The organism is Muribaculum gordoncarteri (assembly GCF_004803695.1).
GTDB classification, from domain to species: domain Bacteria; phylum Bacteroidota; class Bacteroidia; order Bacteroidales; family Muribaculaceae; genus Muribaculum; species Muribaculum gordoncarteri.
In genome coordinates this window covers 3004075-3022939 of sequence record NZ_CP039393.1, presented here as the reverse complement: position 1 = coordinate 3022939, position 18865 = coordinate 3004075, and the positions used below count along the sequence as shown (strand labels likewise).

The following is an 18865-nucleotide window of genomic DNA, read 5'->3' as shown; positions in this document are numbered from 1 at the left end:
GCAAGTGACCCTGTCGGACATTGCACATAGATTCAGCGGCCTGCGGCTGTTTCCTGTAGCAGCAGTGACCGGGCTTGTGATTCTGGGAGCCTGCTCTCAGGAAAAGACCGATGTAGTGCATCGTGAAACCGACGGCGAGCTCGTGCCGACAATGATAACCCGCGATGTCGTCACGATGATCTCCGACTCAGGCATAACGCGCTACCGCATCACGACTCCCCTATGGCTCGTATATGACGAGTCGAAGGAGCCCAAATGGCGATTCCCCGAGAGCCTGTTTCTTGAAAAATTTGACAACAACTTCAATACCGATGCCACAATACGTTGCGACTCGGCCACCTACTACCGTGACAAGTCACTGTGGGAGCTCAACGGCAACGTAAGGATATTGAACGTGCAGAACGAGAAGTTCCTGACCAACCAGATATTCTGGGATCAGCGCAACCACAAAGTCTACTCCGATTCATTCATCCACATCGAGCGAAGCGACCGCATAATCGAAGGCTACGGATTTGAGTCAAACGAGAAGATGACCACCTACACCGTCACCCGACCGTCGGGCATATTCCCCGTATCGGATTTCCGCGGCGGCGCACGTGACTCATCGGCCACCGACAGCGTGACCGTTGAGCCGGAGCCCGAAGCAGCACCGGCATCCGAGAAGAAGGCGGCTGATGAGCAGCCCGTTCAATCCCGTCCGCCCAAACGTGCAATCGACGGCAAGCCGCTACCCTCGCGTCCGGCACCGGTAAATCGTATTGATAGAGAAGAACAACTAAAGCTCAAAAAGGATTTGAAATGACGCTTACAACAGTGTGGCTCATAATAGCTCTCGTGTCGCTGACATTCTCCGCCCTATTCTCGGGTGTGGAGATTGCCTACATATCGTCCAACCGCGTCAAAGTCGAAATCGATGTAAAGCGCGGCGGATTCATAGGGCGCATAATCAACCTGTACTACAAGTATCAGGATCTGTTCATATCCACCATCCTGGTGGGCAACAATATCATGCTCGTAATCTACGGTATGGGGGCGGCCGAGCTGCTCGATCCGTGGCTCAAGGGCATCTACGACAACGAGGTGTTCATTCTGCTGATGCAGACACTCATATCCACCGCTATAATATTGATAACGGGCGAGTTCTTTCCCAAGACAATATTCCGCATCAATCCCAATTCATCGTTGCGTTACTTCGCACTGCCCATATTCTTTTTCTGGGTAATACTCTACCCCATCTCCATATTCACTGCATGGCTGTCGAAGACACTCATGAGAATGTGCGGCATAAAGAATGAGAATCACTCGATGGGAATGCTTACTGTAGGCGAGCTCAACCAATATATCCAGACATCAATCGACGAGCAGGCTGCCAAGGACGAAGTCGAAAACGAAGTGAAGATATTCCATAACGCCATCGACTTCTCGTCGACCCACCTGCGCGACTGCATGACACCCCGCAACGAGGTCGTGGCAATCAACATCGACACTACGACACGCGACGAGCTGTCGGCGCTCTTCACATCATCGGGACGCTCGAAAATCGTAGTTTACCGCGATGACATAGACAATGTGCTGGGCTACATACATGTGAGCGAGCTTTTCGACCCCAAGTCCAACTGGAAAGAGGCGATAAAGCCCGTGATATTCGCGCCTGAAACCCTGCTCGCCAACAAGATGATGCGCCGGCTCCTTGCCGAGAAGCGCTCAATGGCCATTGTGGTGGATGAATTCGGGGGTACAGCCGGACTGGTATCGCTTGAAGACCTCGTGGAAGAGATATTCGGCGACATACAGGACGAACACGACAACCGCCGACTGACCGCACGCGAAGTGCAGCCAGGTGTATATGAAATATCGGGCCGATGTGAAATAGCCGACCTCAACGAAACATTCAATCTCGACCTGCCGGAATCGGACGAATACCAGACTCTTGCAGGATTCATTCTCAACAATCTCGGCGAAATACCTTCACAGGGCGACACATTTGACATAAAGGGAATGACATTCTCCATCATCAAGAAGTCGGCGACGCGCCTTGAACTTATACGCATCACCGTCAACCCGCCCGAGGAGGATTAAATCACTAATCGTAAGAAATGTTATGTAACGCGTCGATCCGCGATGACGACGCAGGCACCGTGAGCAGCTCCTCAAGCTGCTTAAGACTAAGCGTGGCGTCAGGAGAAAATGCGTCACTGTTCATGTAGCCGACAAGCGAATTCAGCAACTGACGCCCCTCCCTCGTTGACGAAGCCTTGTCGACATCGGCCATGACAAGGAGCAGCTTACCCTTGTCGACATTAAACTCCATCACAAGTCCCAACCGATGATTGCGCTCAACATTGTCTATCACCTGAACCAGCGGGCGATAATCGGTGTCGTTGAGTGCGTCAAGTATCAGCGGATAGGAGTTCTTCACTATTCCATACCACTGCCATGAGGTGTGATAGTCGGTGGGGAACTGAGCCAGTGCAGGATGTGACGCATCGATAAGCAAACCCATTGTTCCCGGCGACACAGGGCGGTTGTTGCTCTCGCTTATGGTCTTGAACATCCTGTAGTTCCAGTAGTCGGTCATAAAGAGGCCGCCAACGGTGGTACTGTCGACAATGCTGCGTGAAGGTGCAAGAAGCACACGCGCTCCGTCACGTAACGCCTTGGTGACATCATCGGAGAGCGACGATGCTATAATCACATCACCGGCCGACAACTCTCCGCCTGCGGGATAGACCCAAAGCGGATAGCTGTTGGTTATGTCCGACCCTGCAAGCTCCAGCTTTAAATCCATGCGCCGCGCCTTGGATCTTGTGGCCAGCGGCACATTAATGCGTCCCACATCAAGCAGCCCCCTGCCCTCGGGGATAATCATGCGGCCATTCTCGACCGTCACATCGCCGTGACACAGCTTCCACACAAGAGTATCGCCCGCCAATGCACAATTGCCATAATCGGCGACAGCCAAATCCACTTCAAGCATCTCGCCTTCATTATAGGTGTAACGCGGCATCTCGGCAAGAAGCACCACCTCATCACACCATCGCCGCCACTCTTCGGGCGACACGAGTCCCTTGTTGTCCATAAATGCGTCGAGAACGCCCACAAGCGCGGTGCCCTGTCCGGGATAGTCCTGAAGGTCGAGCAACTGGAATCCGGCCATATCGGGCGTGCGGAGATTCATCTCGATGTCGGCGCGGTAAAGCTCAACGGCCCAAGCGCCCGAGGCTCGATGGAAGTCAAGAGCCTGACCGCCCAGCCGCGCAGCCTCAAGCCTTCGCTTGAACTCGGCAAAATTGTCGGGGCGCAACACTCCCGTGTATTTTGACATCTCGGCATAGTCGGGATATATCTGATACTGTCCGGTTTCATGTCCCACGACAGGCACGGGTGACAACTCGACGGCCTTCTGGAAATTCATAACCGTGTTGGGCGGCGTGTTGTTAAGGTAACCGCCTTCATCGGCATCATAGAAGCTGAATGAGGCACGAGTGTGGGTAGAGTAGCCATCGCCTCCGCCTACGCGGCATGTCACCATGAAATCCTCACCGTCGATGTGACCGTTATATCCGAGATATACATTGGAACCATAAGCATAGAGATGACGCGAGTCAATGCCGCGGAAAGTTTCTATGAATTCCGACATGACGGGTATTTCGCCCCAAAGTTCATTGCCAAGCGCAAACATAACGAATGACGGATGATTGCCATACTCCTCCTGTATCCTCTTCCCGTCCTCAAGCAGAAACTGCATCAGCTCCTCGGAGTCCTTGGAGAATACACCCCATATAGGAAGCTCGGGCTGCAGGTATATGCCTTCCATGTCGGCAGCCTCAAAACAGGCATCGGGAGGACACCACGAGTGAAAGCGCACGTGATTTAACCCGTAGTCCTTTATTGTGCGGAAATAGTCGCGCCATGAATCGACATCCATTGCCACGTGGGCCGTAAGCGGCCATACACAGGCATCATGCCGTCCGCGCAGGAATGTGACGGTGTCATTTATCGACATCTGCCGCCCCTTGGCCTTGAAGTCACGCAATCCAGCCTTAACCGATGCGGAATCGATGCCCGGAATTACAGCGGTGACGATGTGACGCACCGGAGTCCATTCGCTCCAGAGGCGTGCGGTGTCACCGAGGGCTACTACGGCCTCGTAACGCTTTACTCCGTCACGCAGCGGCAATGTCACACTACGGTCGCCGACTCCGATTGTCATGCTCTTACCGTTAAGTGACTTGTCACGCGACAAATCGGCCACAATCTTAAAGCTGCGTAAATCGACATCGGGCCACGCCGAAAGCGACGACACGTGAAGCGGATTGACCGACTGAAGCTCAATTCGTCCGATTATACCGTTCCAATTGGTCTGAGTCGACTCGGTGCAGGCGTGAGAACTCGACTTTATCTGTTCGGGGATAGCATCGCCGTTATCAACCATGACAGTAATGATGTGACGCCCCGGCGACAATGCCTCCGACAGGTCGTAACGATGAGGCGTCGACAAATATCGGCATGAACCAATCTTTACTCCGTCGACCCACACCTCCGACGGACGAGTGCGTTCAAGCATCAGTGTTATGTGACGGCCTTTCCAGTCGGTCGGAATGTCGACCGAACGGCTGTAATAGGCTTTGCCCGAAAATGTAGTGCGACGGGTAAGCTGAGTTGTTTCACCGTGATTGTCATTGATGACGCCCACCCCGTTGGTATCGGTCGTTCCGGGCAACTTCACCGTAATCGCCGAGTCACCGGCAAGCGATGTCGAAAATTTCCATTCACCGGCAAGATCGACAGTAGCACGCTGAGCATTTACACTGTTAAAGCATAGCGAAAAACCGCACAACAGCACGATAACACTGCATTTCAATCCATTCAAGAGATTCATCGGTTGGTCATATTGGTATCAGTTACAAAAATATAAATTTTATTTTACAATAACGTGACCGGCTTCGGGCAAATGAACAGCCCTTAACGCGATATATAATGCTTAAAATCGGGTTCATATACGCCTGAACCGTCATTTTAACTAAAAATGGAGGGTTAATTTTTCAACTTCAATTCTTAAAATGGAATTATGCACTAACATAATTACCTAATTAACACCGCATTAACCCATTGTTCACGAGTGTCGGTGTTTTTTAGATTTATTATAGTATTTAATACGCTCGTTTTCAAAACTTTGAAGTAATTTTGCATCAGCTTGAAGAAAGTCATATACTTAGAAAACACAGTCACTCATTTTGCCATGATGAGCTTCAACACTCCACGTTGATTATCAGCTTTTCATATCAAAAAAATCGTCACTCTATATTAACTACATCTACTCGGGTGTGGCTGTAAGTTCTAAGCAACAACAAAAATTGTTGACAGTTGGCAACATTTTGTTAGACAACAAGAAATATATACTTGAATTTTGGTTATGAGGGAGTGTGCTTCTGTGAAGAAGTGCACTTTCATTTTATACTAATGGCAATATTTCGTAAATTTGCAATGTATAAACAACAATATTCAATCCTCAACACTTGACAATTATGTTTTCAGGAATTGTAGAAGAAGCCGCTAAGGTCACAGCCATCAAGCGCGACGGCGGCAATGTGCACTTGACACTCACATGCTCGTTTGTCGACGAGCTAAAGATAGACCAGTCGGTATCGCACAACGGAGTGTGCCTTACCGTAGTGTCGCTCCCCGGCGACGGCACCTATACCGTCACCGCCATACAGGAAACTCTAGACCGCAGCAACCTCGGCGACCTGAAGCCCGGCGACCTCGTGAACCTTGAGCGCAGCATGCTCATGAACGGCCGTCTTGACGGACACATCGTTCAGGGACATGTCGACTGCACGGCAGTGTGCGACGACATCGAGGATGTCGACGGCAGCCGCTACTTCCGCTTCCGTTATACGGTGAATCCCGAAATGGCGCGTCGCGGCTATGTTACGGTCGAAAAGGGATCGGTGACAGTGAACGGCGTCAGCCTTACGGTGTGTGACTCGGAAATCGACTCATTCCGCGTGGCCATAATTCCCTACACATTCGAGCACACCAACTTCTGCAAAATCGAGAAGGGCACCAAGGTCAACATCGAATTTGACATAATAGGCAAATATCTTAGCCGCCTGATGGAGGTGAGCCGTTGACGCAATGGAACGCAAGGGCATAGCTGTTTACTGCGCATCAAGCGCCGACATAGACAAGACATACTTCGCCACAGCCCGTGAGATAGGTCGTGGAATAGCGTTACGCGGCTACGATGTAGTGTGCGGAGGAGGCTGCATGGGACTTATGGCCGCAGTTATCGACGGAGCGCTTGAGGCCGGAGGCAATGCCATTGGCGTGCTGCCCCGATTCATGATGGAGCGCAACTGGAATCATCAGGGGCTCTCACGCACTATCGTCACCGAATCGATGCACGAGCGCAAAGAGTGCATGGCCTCGCTATCGTGTGCAGCAATAGCACTCCCCGGAGGCGTGGGAACACTTGACGAGTTATTTGAAATAATAACATGGCGTCAGCTCGGCCTTTACGACGGCAACGTGGTGATACTCGACGACCACGGATTCTACTCGCCGCTGCTCAATCATCTGCAACACACCGATGAGCAGCACTTCATGCGTCACGGAAGCCGCACTCTTTGGAAAGTGGCAGAAACACACGAAGAGGCCCTTGACCTTGCCCTCACCGACAATGAGCTTATAAACTGATACGATACCGACGATGCAGCAGGATTATTCACGCCCGTTTGACACCCAGTGCCACTATATAGATTCGCCTACAGCGGTTGACGCCGAAGGCCTGTATAGCGGCGTGACCGCCTATTCGCTCGGCGTGTCGGCCGATACACGACCCGAACTGCCGGGCTACAACTCGGGTGTGCTGTGCATAGTCATAGCCATGCTCCTGCTCGTCATCTTCAATGTCAAGCACTACGCACTCTTTTTCAAGACAATGTCGCAGAACCTGCTGTCGGTGCGCGAGCGTCCCAATGCCTTTGACGACCACACACTCAACGAAACGCGAATCATGGTCGTGCTCGTAATCCAGGTGTGTGCATGCGAAGCAATACTCATATTCTCTGGACTGCTGCTTGCCGGCATCGAAATTCCACCCAACCGATTTCCGGTTGTCATAGGACTTCTTACCGGCGGGACGCTAATATATTATCTTTTGCAGCTTCTCGCCTACGGCACGATAGGTTATGTGTTCACTGACGCCACCGGAGCATCGCAGTGGCTGAAGGGTTTCAACGCCACGCAGGCGCTTCTCGGATTCCTGCTTCTCGTGCCCGCTCTCGCCGTGCTCTTTTATCCGGCAGCGGCATTAAGCCTCATTTCCATCAGTGCGCTGCTCTACATTTTGGCTCGTATTGTGTTTATTTGTAAGGGTTTTAGAATTTTTTACCACAATTTTCCATCCTTGCTTTATTTTATTTTGTACCTTTGCACCGTGGAAATAATTCCGGTGTTATTAGTGTACCGGGGCGCATTTTCACTATGTCGTTTATTATTAAATTAGCCAATCCTCATAAGCCCCTAAAAGAGTGAAAGTAAAAAAAGTACTTGTTTCACAACCGAAACCTACCTCTGATAAATCCCCCTATTACGAAATCGCTGAAAAATACGGTGTCGAAATAGATTTTCGCCCTTTCATAAAGGTTGAAGGACTGAGTGCAAAAGAATTTCGCCAGTCACGTATAACAATATCTGATTTTACAGCGATAATATTCACCGCACGCACAGCGGTAGACCATTTTTTCCGCCTTTGCGAAGAGATGCGTTACACCGTACCCGATACGATGAAATACTTCTGCACTACCGAATCGGTAGCCAATTACCTGCAAAAGTACATTCTCTACCGCAAGCGCAAAATTTTCTTTGTAAACACAGGCAAGATAGACGATCTTCTTCCCTATCTGCTCAAACATAACAAGGAGCGTTTCCTCTACGCGATAAGCAACGTTCACAAGGAGGACCTGAACATCCTCGACCACAACAACATCAACTACACAAAGGCAGTGATGTACCGCACGGTGAGCAACGATTTCGGCCCCGATGAACCGTTTGACTACGACATGCTGCTCTTCTTCAGCCCGTCGGGAATCGACTCTCTGCTCAAGAACTTCCCCAAGTTCAAGCAGGATGAAATCAAGATAGGATGCTTCGGTTCAACCACAGCTCAGGCTGTGCGCGATGCAGGACTCCGACTTGACATGGAGGCCCCCACAACCAACGCTCCGTCGATGACTGCAGCCCTTGATCTCTTCCTTAAGGAGGATGCCGCACAAGAGGCTTAAGCCATCGCCAAATACAAACGAAACAAATAACAAAACAGATAACAAAGCCGTTAAATTCATCGTCATGGTGCATTTAACGGCTTTTAAAGAAAAGACCGAAACCCATGTCATTACGGCTCTATAAACGCGAAAAGCTATGTTCGGTGACAGCTATAGAGAATCTGTTTGCCCGCAAGGAGGGCAACGGTTCAGCTATGGCCTATCCGCTGCGTGCCGTGTGGCGTGTGAGCGAGCGTAACGGCGCATCGGTACAATTCCTGATATCCATACCCAAGAAGCGACTGCGCCACGCCGTAGACCGCGTGACAATGCGCCGACGGGTACGCGAGGCCTATCGCCTCAACCGCAATGAGCTTACCCTTCCCGAAGGGGTAAACATCGACATGGCTTTCATATATGTAGCCGATTCCCTGCAACCCTACAGCCGCATAGAGAGCGCCGTGATAAAGGCACTCAACAAGATTTCGTCAACATTTGTGACCGAAAAGCAATGATAAAGCGACTGATTACGGGATTGCTGATACTCCCCATACGTTTTTATCAAGGCGCCATATCGCCTCATTTCCCGCCTTCGTGCCGATATTCGCCGACATGCAGCCAATATGCAGTGGAGGCGTTGCGTAAACACGGCCCGATAAAGGGACTGTGGCTTGCCGTGCGCCGCATTTTGCGCTGTCATCCTTGGGGAGGCAGCGGATATGACCCGGTACCATGAAAATTCTCGATATACACACCCACGATGCGAGCCGCGAAAATGCGATAATAAACCTCAGCAAGGAGGTGACGCCGCAACCGGGGAAGCTCTATTCAGCAGGAGTGCACCCGTGGGACACCGACACTCCCGATGCCGACAAGGCAATCGACCGGCTTGAAATAGAAGCCGCGTCACCGTTCATTGTAGCCATAGGTGAAGCCGGACTCGACCGTCTGCGCGGAGCCGACCTTGACCGACAGATGCAATTTCTGCGTCTTCAGCTCGAGATAAGCCGGAAGACGCAGAAACCGGTAATACTTCATATTGTAAAGGCTTTCGCCGAAATCATAAGACTACATAAGGAACTGAAGCCCGAAGAGCCTTGGATAATACATGGATTCCGAGGCAAGCCCCAACTCGCCAGGCAGCTTGTCGACGAAGGATTCTACCTGTCACTCGGCGAGCGGTTTAACAGCGAGTCGGCTTCGGTGATTCCATCAAGCCGCCTATTGGTGGAAAGCGACGAGAGTCAGCTGCCCATTGAACAGATAGCCGCGGCATTTCCGCAACTCGACCCCGCGCTTCCTTACAGGCTTCTTAGAGCCGGTTCTTAATCTATGATGTCGAAGCCTGTGTATTTGCGAAGACATTCAGGGATGACGATTCCCTCGGGTGTCTGATTGTTCTCGAGCAATGCTGCCATGATGCGGGGCAATGCAAGAGCCGAACCGTTGAGAGTGTGGCACAAGCGTGTCTTCTTGTCCTCGCCGCGATAACGGCATTTGAGTCGATTGGCCTGATATGTTTCAAAATTTGAAACCGACGAAACCTCAAGCCAGCGCTTCTGAGCGGCAGAGAATACCTCGAAGTCAAATGTGATAGCCGAAGTAAACGACATGTCACCGCCACAAAGACGAAGTATGTGCCAGGGCAATCCAAGTTTCTCAAGCAATCCTTGAACATGGGCTTTCATCTCCTCAAGAGCGGCGTAGGAGTTCTCGGGCTTCTCGATGCGCACGATCTCCACTTTGTCAAACTGATGCAGGCGGTTAAGTCCGCGCACATCCTTACCGTAGCTGCCGGCCTCACGACGGAAGCATGCCGAGTAGGCACAATTCTTAACCGGGAGCTGAGAGTCGTTGAGTATGACATCGCGATAGAGATTGGTTACGGGAACCTCAGCGGTGGGGATGAGATAGAGATTGTCCTCATTAACATAGTACATCTGTCCCTCCTTGTCGGGCAGCTGACCTGTTCCGTAGCCCGAAGCCTCGTTCACAACATAGGGGGGTTGCACCTCAAGATAACCGGCCTTACCGGCTTCGTCAAGGAAGAATTGGATGAGAGCGCGCTGCAAGCGGGCACCCTTTCCGAGATATACCGGGAATCCGGCACCTGTAATCTTTACACCGAGGTCAAAGTCGATGAGATTGTACTTTCGGGCAAGCTCCCAGTGAGGCAGAGCATCCTCGGGAAGGTCGGGCATGGGACCGCCGGTCTTTTCAACCACATTGTCGGCTGCCGTTTTTCCTTCAGGAACCATGTCACACGGTACATTGGGAACTGAAAGCAATATGTTGCGGATTTCATCCTCGGTTGCTGCAAGCTGCTCGGCGATGGCTTTCTGCTCGTCCTTCAAAGCGGCTACGGCAGCCTTTGTCTGCTCAGCCTCTTCACGAGCGCCATCCTTCATGAGTTTGCCTATTTTTGCGGCGAGTTTGTTAAGTTCGGCCGCTTTGGTGTCGTTGGTGAGCTGGCACTGACGACGCTTTGCATCGAGTTCAAGAATGCGGTCAATAGTTTCTTGAGCATCGAATCCCTTAACGGCAAGTCGCTTTACGATGCGTTGGGGATCTTCCTTTATTTGCTGTATTGTAAGCATATAGTGATATATTATTTTTCTTGCATAATTAGGCGAGCAGCTCCTTTACCTTAGCCGAAATGGCACGACCGTCGGCACGGCCGGCAAGAGCTTTTGAGGCGACGCCCATCACCTTACCCATTTCCTTGGCCGATGTGGCACCCACCTGCGAGATGATTTTACGCAACTCCTCGGCAAGTTCCTCATCGCTAAGCTGCTTGGGCAGATACTCTTCGATAACAGCAACCTGAGCAAGCTCGTCGCCGGCAAGGTCGGCACGATTCTGACTGCTGTATATCTCGGCGCTTTCACGACGCTGCTTCAACATCTTAACAAGGATTTTCACGGCTGCATCATCAGTAAGAGTACCGTCGGCACCCTTGGCAGTCTTGGCTTCCAAAAATTCTTTCTTTACACCGCGCAATGTTTCCAGACGAACGCGGTCTTTTGCGAGCATGGCCGACTTTATATCGGCACTGATTCTATCAAAAAGGTCCATATCCGTGATAAATTTAGGTGCAAAAATAACGATAAAATGCGAGATAGGGAAAAATATCATCACAGAAATAACCGATTATTAACTTAGACCCAACCAATTGTCACACAATGCCCGGCATGGGAGATTAAAGAGGGAGCAAAAATGTGCCAAGTACGGAAGTGAAATCGTGCCAAGTACGGAAGTGAAATCGCGCCAAGTACGGAAGTGAAATCGTGCCAAGTACGGAAGTGAAATCGCGCCAAGTACGGAAGCGAAATCGTACCAAGTACAGAAGTGAAATCGTGCCAAGTACGGAAACAAAATCGTGCCAAGTACGGAAGTGAAATCGTGCCAAGTACAGAAACAAAATCGCAGAATATTTGTTTATTCAATTGGAATATAGTACATTTGTAGGCATAAAGCAAGAACGATGGACGACTATAGAAAAAGGATAATCGACAACATACTAAAAGACGAACTGGATGCCATGGGAGCCGTAGTATTGGAAGGCCCCAAAGCTTGCGGAAAAACCACCTCGGCACAGCAAGCATCAGGCAGCGTAATATATATGGACGACCCGCTTAGGCGCACTCAGTACCTTCAGATGGTAGACACCGACATGAATTACATTTTGTCGGGAGCCACACCACGCCTTATCGACGAATGGCAGATAGCCCCCAAAATATGGGACGCCGTGAGATTTGAAGTAGACCATCGAAGAAAAGACGGTCAATTCATACTCACCGGCTCGGCCGTACCGCCAAAAGAGGACAAAGAGCAGATGAAGCACTCAGGCACAGGCCGCTTCTCATGGCTGAGAATGAGGCCGATGTCGCTGTGGGAATCATCGGACTCATCGGGTGATGTAAGCCTGTCAAGCCTCTTCAAACAGTCGGACGATACACCGATAAGAGGACAAAACCGACTGACACTTTACGACATAGCATTCATCATGTGTCGCGGCGGATGGCCCAAAGCCGTAGACAAAGGCATGAACAAGACCGCATTGCGTCAAGCCATAAACTACTACGAGGCAATTGTGAGGATAGACATTTCACGAGTTGACGATGTAGAGCGCGACGAGCACAGGACACGCAGAATAATGCGGTCATACGCCCGTCATCAAGGAGCACAAGTGAGCGCAAAGACAATTCTGGACGACATCGCCGAAAACGACACCGTTGAATTGAGCGACAAGACCGTCTACTCCTACATCAACGCGCTGAAGAGCATATTTGTAATCGAGGACATGCCGGCATGGAATCCGAATCTGCGAAGCAAGTCGGCGATACGAAGCTCCGATACACGCTACTACTCCGATCCGTCCATTGCCTGCGCGGCACTCGGGCTCGGTCCCGACGACCTGATAAACGACCTTAACACTTTCGGCCTACTGTTTGAGTGCTTGTGCGTAAGGGATCTAAGGGTCTATACACAAGCACTGGACGGAACCGTGTATCACTTCCGCGACAAAACGGGTCTTGAGTGCGATGCAGTAGTTCACTTGCGCAACGGCAGCTACGGACTTGTAGAGATAAAATTAGGCGGTGACAAGCTTATCGACGAAGGCGCAAAGAGCCTGCTCACCCTGAAAAGCAGAATCGACACGACAAAGATGAAAGCTCCGTCGTTTATGATGGTGCTGACCGCAGTGGGCGATTACGCATATCAACGCACCGACGGAGTATTGGTTGTCCCCGTCGGCACACTCAAGGATTGATTGTCACAGCACACCCCTGACACTTATTCCCGAAAGGCGGGGAAGGGTTGCCCCCGGCTTAAAGGAGAGTCGCAGGAAACGTACGCGCATATCTGACGCTTTAACATCATCGACCGGATGCCATGTCACGTTGTCGGCCGAAGCCTCCATAACGGGATTGCACTCATATCCGTCGACAAATTCAACATTGACATCACGCAACAGCAATCCGCGCTCGGTGTCGAGAGTGAACGACGGATTATTGTCGGACGCCTCAGGCTGCCAATATGTGTGTCGGTTGCCGTCGGCAGCATAACCTGCCGCATGTCCGGCTGCAGCGCTTGACGCAAACGTAGGGCTGTTCACCCCGAATGTAGCCAGCTGCTCGCCCTTGTCGCGCACATAACGCACATAGGGACGGGGTGAAACCACGTGACGCGACGCATCGTAATCAGGCCCGTCTTTAAATTTAAGAGATATACGCTTTGAAGGCAGTCCCTCCGACCGAGCCTCAACCACAGTATTGCCCTGCTGGTAAGCGCGAATGGTTATGGCCGCCTTACCCTCGATAATGGGAATGTCGGTGCCGTTGCTGAATGTGATTGCGCGTCCGGTGGGAAACTCCCCGGGACCAGAAACAATTTCAAGAGTGACATCGGGCGAAGCGGTCACTTCTTTACCCTCTCCGTCAAGAAGCGTGACAAGCAGATGTATGTCATCGGTGCCGTCGGTAGATGCTTCGCTTGACGACGGTGTTATGGCTATGGCTGCAGGCGCGTTGTCAACGGGCCATTCCGGAGGAGCGATGCCACCGTATTCATTGCGATACCAGTACCACGAGCGCTTGGGAATGCGGAAGTAGTCGATTATGCCCATGTTGCCAAGAGCCGGCCCGAAGATGCTGCCATGGTCAAATGCGCACCATATAGCCTGTCCGCTTCGCCAATCATGTCCGCGCCAATGGTCATCCTTCCAAAGGTCACCCCACCCCGGATCATATTTTCCGGGGCGAAGGGTCGCCGTCACGCCATATTCACTGACGAAATTGGGTATTCCGGGATTCAGGAAATCGGCAATCGTGCCTCCGTCGCCGTTATATCCTGCGATATCGCCCAAGAAGTCTATTCGATTATCTCCAAGCGGTCGTTGTGCGCCGCCTATTGCTGCAGGGCGCGTCGGGTCAAGCTTATGCGACAGCTCAACCATTCTTGTCAACAGTTTCTTTACGCCCGGCAATGTTCCATCGGCGCAGAAAAACGGCTCGTTACACATGCTCCATACGACTATAGAGGGATGATTGCGGTGAATGCGTATCATCTCGGCAAGCTGATCCAATGCGCTCTGCTCAAACTCTTCACAATCCTTTTCTACAATAGGATAGCTGCTTGCCGTCCACGATCCATCGTCCTTCGGCCCGGCGGTAGCCCAGTACGGGGCTTCCGACCAAAACAAAAGTCCCATTTCGTCACATGCCTTCAAATAGGCAGGAGAGTGTGGATAGTGGGAACCTCTTATAAAATTGAAGCCAGCCTCCTTAAGCATAGCCACATCGCGGCGATGAGCACCATCGGGAACGGCGTCACCCCACCCGGCCTGGTCTTGATGAGCGTTAGCTCCTTTTATCACATAATGCTCGCCGTTAAGGAAAAATCCACGGTCGGCAGTCCATTCAAACCATCGGAAACCGAAGTCGGTAGTGACATTGTCAATCTCACGCGAGCCTTTATATATCTTTGTATCGACCGAATATAACACCGGAGTTGACGGATGCCATAAACGAGGCGATTTCACGTTATCAAACGACTGCTTGACAACCGTCAACGAATCCCCCGAAAGCACGACGCGGGACTGACACTCGCCTATAGCATTGCCCTCGGGCGACTTCAAAATCGACTTAACAGTGTATTCGCCTTTCTCGGCTCGCGTATTGGCCAATTCAATATCAACGTTGACCGAAGCTGACTTACCGTTAGATGCCTTAAGGCCATCGGTTGTTACACCTACTCCGTACCATGCCACATGGACGGGTGAGCTCTTTACCAATCTGACTTTACGGTATATGCCTCCGCTGAACACGTGCTCTCCTCCACGAGGTGCGAGAGTAGGCCGCCAAAGGTTGTTGACGCGCACAGCCACGACATTGTCGCCCTCATGCAGAAACGGAGTCATGTCGACATTAAAACCGGTGTATCCGCCTCGATGCACTCCGGCCTTTTGTCCGTTAACATATATCTCAGCCTCTTGAAACACTCCGTCAAAGTCGAGCGACAAAACGCCTTCCAAATCTTTCCTGTCAACGTGAAAATTCTTGCGGTACCATCCGTAGCCTTCATAGAAGTCGGTCGACAGAAAATAGGGAGTGCTGAACGAATGGGGCAAACCGATGTGCTGCCAGTCAGAGTCATTGAAATCGGGATGTTCGGCACCGGCGACATCGCCCAACACATAACGCCAGTCGCGGTTGAAATTATCAATCACTCGCGATGCACTGCAATTAAGTGACGCAATAATAAGAAATAGCCAAAGGATGTTTAGTCGCATAAGCAATGAATTACTAAATTAAACACTGTCGTTTCAATCATTCACAAAGATACTTAATATTTGGACTAATTGCAAAAAAGTATGCTGAAAATATGTTTCGTAAAAAGCGGAATGCCTCTAATTGCAAAAAAGTATGCTATAGTTCTATGCGATGCAATCTTCATATCCGGCCTTAATAATGACGCGCTATATATTCCTCCAACAGCTTCATTCTGCGCTGACTTGATATCCCGCTATGATTCCTTAAAAGAGTCTTTAATCGTTGATTCAGGCTTTCAATCGCAGCGTTGGTGTTGGGGATACACAACTCCGGATAATGCTCAAAAGTCCAGAGGTATGGTAGATAGAATTTAAGCGATCTGTATGCAGCTCTTGGACGCGGATGTGTAAAATGCATCCGACCGTCAACGCCGACGCTCTTTTCGGAAAGAAAACCCCGCCATTTTTCATACCAGCAGGTAAGAGCTTCGCGGAATTCCTGCTCTGATATTCTGCTGAGTGAATATGTGATGGCCAACAGTTCGACGGATGCCTCCAGGTCTAGTTTGGAGGTCAGGTGCCTGCGTACAATCTGTATCATATATATGTGGTGTCCATATTTATGACCACATCTTTGTGCATACTTTTTTGCAATTAGTCCTAATATTTCAACATCATTGTCACTCATCATAAACAAATTAAGCGGATTCCCAAGCATTTATAGGGAATCCGCTTAAATAATATGCGACTTGCTATTCTTTAAGTCGCAACCTTACAAGCTATTTAGTTTTAACCATGGTATCCAAAATGAAGTCTATGATTCCTTTGGTAGCCTTCTCGTGATGCTCATAATAGGGGAATCCGTGTGTGCCGCCTGGAATCATCAGCTTGGTGCAGTGGGTATATGTGTCGGCTGCCTTATCCATCATTCCTCCGGCTGTCACAGGATCTTTGTCGCCATACACGATGAGCACATTTCCTTTATATTTTCCGGTCATGTCAAGGATATTCATGCCGTTGATTTTGGCGTAATAATCACGACCGAGCTTCATGCCCATCACATCCTGGGGATTACCGTTGTCGGCATCAAAACGCTTAAGCTGAGCCGGAGCGGTTGCCGGGATAGACAATGCGGGATAGACAAGAACAATCGACTTGAACATGTCGGGATTTACAGCCGAGGTGAGAGCCGCAACAAGTCCGCCCTGGCTGCAGCCAAGAAGAGCGATGCGCTCGGGGGCAACGAAGTCCCACGACTTCACCGTGCGGGTTATGTCCTCGACATTATCCTTCTCGGTGAATATTGTCATGTCGGTAGTTGCTCCTTCGCTCTTGCTGTTGTTGCCTCCGCCGCAGAAGTCGAATATGTAACTTGCCACACCGTGCATGGCAAGGCTCTCGGCAAAAGCCTGAGGCTCGCCGTGGCTGCTGTTGTAGCCATGGGCCATGACAACCAGCGGCTTCTTTGCCTCATCGGTGTTAGGGATGTAGATCTTTCCCCAGATGTCCTTGCCGTCACGACTCTTGCAGTGCATTTCACGCACCGTGAAGGGCTCGTTGACGGGAGCGTCGAAGTTCTTTGCCTTCATCGTATAGTCGGGGAAGTCGTCAATGCGGTTTTTCAGGAACACATCAAGCTCCTTGGGCTTATTTTTGAACTGCCAAGCAAACCACGAGCGAAGCATTCTTGAAAACGAACCTCCGTATTGCTCATGGAATGTTCCGCCATGTCCCACTCTAAGGTGATTGGCAAAGGCTACGGGAACATGCTTGATGTTCTCATCGTCGATTACGGCATTTCCATAAGCCATGTCGCCTTCACCTCCAATGAGGTAAAGAATAGGGCAATGGAGATTCTTCAACGACTCCTTGCTTGCATCGGACATGGAGATGTTTCCCATTCCCGAGTTAAGCATGACACAGCTTTTGACGCGCTTGTCACCGCAGTTGGCAAGTGTCTGCGCACCTCCGCAACTCTGTCCGCCAAGTGCTACAGCATCAAGGTTGACCGACTTGTAGTAATCGCTCTTTTTATCACCGTTTTGCTTTTCGGCCCAGTCGATAGCACGTATCATGTCACCGTTAGGCGACTTGTGAAGCTCACGATCATTGATGCTGTCCTGCATTTCACCGAGTGCGACGACAATGTAACCATAGGAAGCCAGGTCGTTGAGCATCTTCTCGTGAGGCAGCGATGTGTCGTTGCAACCGCCGTTGGCGAAAACAAACAGGGGCAAAGCCGCTCCCTCGCCTTTCACGGCACCGGTGATATCGCAAGGACGATAGACTACAAATCCGGGCAACGACGGCTCGGAGATAGCCTCAGCCTTGTAAGGACCGCTGCCGCCGTTGTCGATTACTTTTCGTGAAGGCGCTGCGAATGTCGTAACACACAACGACATGAGCGCGAAATAGGTAATAAATCGTTTCATATTTGTGATAATGTTTGATTTAAATGTAAAATTATAATTTATTTTAGGTATTTATACGCTATACTTATAAATTTTTGCGCTTAGAGGTAAAATGCGTATTTTTGCAGTAAATAATTATTGATTATGAAAATAGCCCTTATAGGATACGGCAAAATGGGCAAGGCGATAGAGAAGATCGCCTTGAGCCGAGGACATGAGATAGTGTGCAAGATCGACATCGACAATCAGGACGACATGGATTCGCCCCTTTTCGCTTCGGCCGATGTAGCTATAGAGTTCACCACACCCGCCACTGCGGTGGCCAACTACAAGCGTGCATTCGCCCAGGGAGTGCCCGTAGTTTCGGGAAGCACCGGCTGGCTTGAGAGCATGCCCGAGATAAAGGCGATGTGCGACCGCGGTGAAGCGACTTTCTTCTGGACCTCCAACTTCTCGCTCGGCGTCAACATATTTTTTGCCGTCAACCGTTACCTTGCGGCGATGATGAGCGGATTTCCGCAGTATCACCCCTCGATGACCGAAATACACCACATCCACAAGCTCGACCACCCGAGCGGCACAGCCATAACCCTTGCCGAAGGCATAATAGCCAAGGACAACCTCATTAAGTCGTGGAGCGAGGATGACGACGCTGCCGATGTGCTGCGCATCGACCACGTGCGCGAGGGCGAAGTGCCGGGCACCCACATAATCAAGTGGGACAGCGAAGTCGACACCATTACTATCGAACACTGCGCCAAGAGCCGCGAAGGCTTTGCTCTCGGTGCGGTAATAGCCGCCGAGTGGACCGTAGGAAAGCACGGATTCCTCACGATGGATCAGCTTATGCACGGCCTCATCGCCGACTCCCACCTGCTCGATTTGGTAAAATAACATCACACCGTCACGAT

At 50.8% G+C, this 18865-nt stretch carries 17 protein-coding genes; 11 read left to right on the top strand and 6 right to left on the bottom strand.

The window, feature by feature from the left end; genetic code table 11:
- Positions 1–4 precede the first annotated feature (4 nt).
- Together lptC and E7746_RS13185 are read left to right on the top strand one after the other, a co-directional pair.
- On the top strand, positions 5–802 hold the full coding sequence (lptC, locus tag E7746_RS13190; protein ID WP_238337238.1) for an LPS export ABC transporter periplasmic protein LptC: 798 nt from the start codon (positions 5–7) through the stop codon (positions 800–802).
- Positions 799–2079, top strand: coding sequence for a hemolysin family protein (locus E7746_RS13185; RefSeq protein ID WP_123394776.1), 1281 nt, complete (start codon positions 799–801; stop codon positions 2077–2079). The genes lptC and E7746_RS13185 overlap by 4 nt, the downstream gene beginning before the upstream one ends.
- 4 nt (positions 2080–2083) lie before the next feature.
- Here E7746_RS13185 and E7746_RS13180 read toward each other — a convergent pair whose 3' ends face one another.
- Positions 2084–4882, bottom strand: a complete 2799-nt coding sequence (locus E7746_RS13180) for a sugar-binding domain-containing protein (RefSeq protein ID WP_136411103.1) — start codon at positions 4880–4882, stop codon at positions 2084–2086.
- A gap of 646 nt (positions 4883–5528) precedes the next feature.
- On the opposite strand from E7746_RS13180, the gene E7746_RS13175 reads away from it, so the two are divergent.
- From E7746_RS13175 to E7746_RS13145, 7 genes are all read left to right on the top strand, one after another.
- Positions 5529–6137, top strand: a complete 609-nt coding sequence (locus E7746_RS13175; RefSeq protein WP_136411102.1) for a riboflavin synthase — start codon at positions 5529–5531, stop codon at positions 6135–6137.
- 4 nt (positions 6138–6141) lie between these two features.
- Complete coding sequence (locus tag E7746_RS13170) at positions 6142–6702, top strand: LOG family protein (protein ID WP_136411101.1); 561 nt, start codon at positions 6142–6144, stop codon at positions 6700–6702.
- A gap of 13 nt (positions 6703–6715) precedes the next feature.
- Positions 6716–7513 (top strand): DUF4271 domain-containing protein, encoded by a 798-nt coding sequence (locus E7746_RS13165; protein WP_123394779.1) that lies wholly within the window; start codon positions 6716–6718, stop codon positions 7511–7513.
- Between the two features lie 25 nt (positions 7514–7538).
- Entirely contained in the window at positions 7539–8291 is a 753-nt protein-coding gene (locus tag E7746_RS13160) for a uroporphyrinogen-III synthase (RefSeq protein WP_123394780.1), read from the top strand.
- 104 nt (positions 8292–8395) lie between these two features.
- Positions 8396–8785, top strand: a complete 390-nt coding sequence (locus tag E7746_RS13155; protein ID WP_123394781.1) for a ribonuclease P protein component — start codon at positions 8396–8398, stop codon at positions 8783–8785.
- Entirely contained in the window at positions 8782–9006 is a 225-nt protein-coding gene (yidD, locus tag E7746_RS13150) for a membrane protein insertion efficiency factor YidD (protein WP_370270938.1), read from the top strand. Before E7746_RS13155 ends, yidD begins: the two co-directional genes overlap by 4 nt.
- On the top strand, positions 9003–9599 hold the full coding sequence (locus E7746_RS13145; RefSeq protein ID WP_136411100.1) for a TatD family hydrolase: 597 nt from the start codon (positions 9003–9005) through the stop codon (positions 9597–9599). The genes yidD and E7746_RS13145 overlap by 4 nt, the downstream gene beginning before the upstream one ends.
- Here the strand turns inward: E7746_RS13145 and serS are convergent.
- Positions 9596–10867 (bottom strand): serine--tRNA ligase, encoded by a 1272-nt coding sequence (gene serS / locus E7746_RS13140; RefSeq protein WP_123394783.1) that lies wholly within the window; start codon positions 10865–10867, stop codon positions 9596–9598. The genes E7746_RS13145 and serS overlap by 4 nt on opposite strands.
- A 28-nt stretch (positions 10868–10895) precedes the next feature.
- Complete coding sequence (locus tag E7746_RS13135) at positions 10896–11345, bottom strand: GatB/YqeY domain-containing protein (protein WP_136411099.1); 450 nt, start codon at positions 11343–11345, stop codon at positions 10896–10898.
- A gap of 409 nt (positions 11346–11754) precedes the next feature.
- On the opposite strand from E7746_RS13135, the gene E7746_RS13130 reads away from it, so the two are divergent.
- Positions 11755–13044 carry an ATP-binding protein gene (locus E7746_RS13130; RefSeq protein WP_136411098.1) on the top strand — a complete coding sequence of 430 codons (1290 nt, stop codon included), beginning with the start codon at positions 11755–11757 and terminating at the stop codon, positions 13042–13044.
- A 3-nt stretch (positions 13045–13047) separates the two neighbouring features.
- On the opposite strand, the gene E7746_RS13125 is transcribed toward E7746_RS13130, so the two are convergent.
- From E7746_RS13125 to E7746_RS13115, 3 genes are all read right to left on the bottom strand, one after another.
- A complete protein-coding gene (locus E7746_RS13125; protein ID WP_136411097.1) occupies positions 13048–15564 on the bottom strand; it encodes a glycoside hydrolase family 2 TIM barrel-domain containing protein in 2517 nt (838 codons plus the stop codon).
- Between the two features lie 172 nt (positions 15565–15736).
- A complete protein-coding gene (locus tag E7746_RS13120; RefSeq protein ID WP_136411096.1) occupies positions 15737–16234 on the bottom strand; it encodes a transposase in 498 nt (165 codons plus the stop codon).
- 88 nt (positions 16235–16322) lie between these two features.
- Positions 16323–17975, bottom strand: coding sequence for an alpha/beta fold hydrolase (locus tag E7746_RS13115; protein ID WP_136411095.1), 1653 nt, complete (start codon positions 17973–17975; stop codon positions 16323–16325).
- Positions 17976–18098: 123 nt separating this feature from the next.
- On the opposite strand from E7746_RS13115, the gene E7746_RS13110 reads away from it, so the two are divergent.
- Positions 18099–18848: a 4-hydroxy-tetrahydrodipicolinate reductase gene (locus E7746_RS13110; RefSeq protein ID WP_136411094.1), complete on the top strand. Its 750-nt coding sequence runs from the start codon at positions 18099–18101 to the stop codon at positions 18846–18848.
- Positions 18849–18865: the final 17 nt, after the last annotated feature.

Coding starts and splice junctions, on each gene's coding strand:
- yidD (WP_370270938.1), top strand. CDS start 8,782: ATGATAAAGCGACTGATTACGGGATTGCTGATACTCCCCATACGTTTT.
- E7746_RS13155 (WP_123394781.1), top strand. CDS start 8,396: ATGTCATTACGGCTCTATAAACGCGAAAAGCTATGTTCGGTGACAGCT.
- E7746_RS13135 (WP_136411099.1), bottom strand. CDS start 11,345: ATGGACCTTTTTGATAGAATCAGTGCCGATATAAAGTCGGCCATGCTC.
- E7746_RS13165 (WP_123394779.1), top strand. CDS start 6,716: ATGCAGCAGGATTATTCACGCCCGTTTGACACCCAGTGCCACTATATA.
- E7746_RS13170 (WP_136411101.1), top strand. CDS start 6,142: ATGGAACGCAAGGGCATAGCTGTTTACTGCGCATCAAGCGCCGACATA.
- E7746_RS13175 (WP_136411102.1), top strand. CDS start 5,529: ATGTTTTCAGGAATTGTAGAAGAAGCCGCTAAGGTCACAGCCATCAAG.
- E7746_RS13185 (WP_123394776.1), top strand. CDS start 799: ATGACGCTTACAACAGTGTGGCTCATAATAGCTCTCGTGTCGCTGACA.
- E7746_RS13120 (WP_136411096.1), bottom strand. CDS start 16,234: ATGATGAGTGACAATGATGTTGAAATATTAGGACTAATTGCAAAAAAG.
- E7746_RS13130 (WP_136411098.1), top strand. CDS start 11,755: ATGGACGACTATAGAAAAAGGATAATCGACAACATACTAAAAGACGAA.
- E7746_RS13115 (WP_136411095.1), bottom strand. CDS start 17,975: ATGAAACGATTTATTACCTATTTCGCGCTCATGTCGTTGTGTGTTACG.
- E7746_RS13110 (WP_136411094.1), top strand. CDS start 18,099: ATGAAAATAGCCCTTATAGGATACGGCAAAATGGGCAAGGCGATAGAG.
- serS (WP_123394783.1), bottom strand. CDS start 10,867: ATGCTTACAATACAGCAAATAAAGGAAGATCCCCAACGCATCGTAAAG.
- E7746_RS13180 (WP_136411103.1), bottom strand. CDS start 4,882: ATGAATCTCTTGAATGGATTGAAATGCAGTGTTATCGTGCTGTTGTGC.
- E7746_RS13125 (WP_136411097.1), bottom strand. CDS start 15,564: ATGCGACTAAACATCCTTTGGCTATTTCTTATTATTGCGTCACTTAAT.
- E7746_RS13145 (WP_136411100.1), top strand. CDS start 9,003: ATGAAAATTCTCGATATACACACCCACGATGCGAGCCGCGAAAATGCG.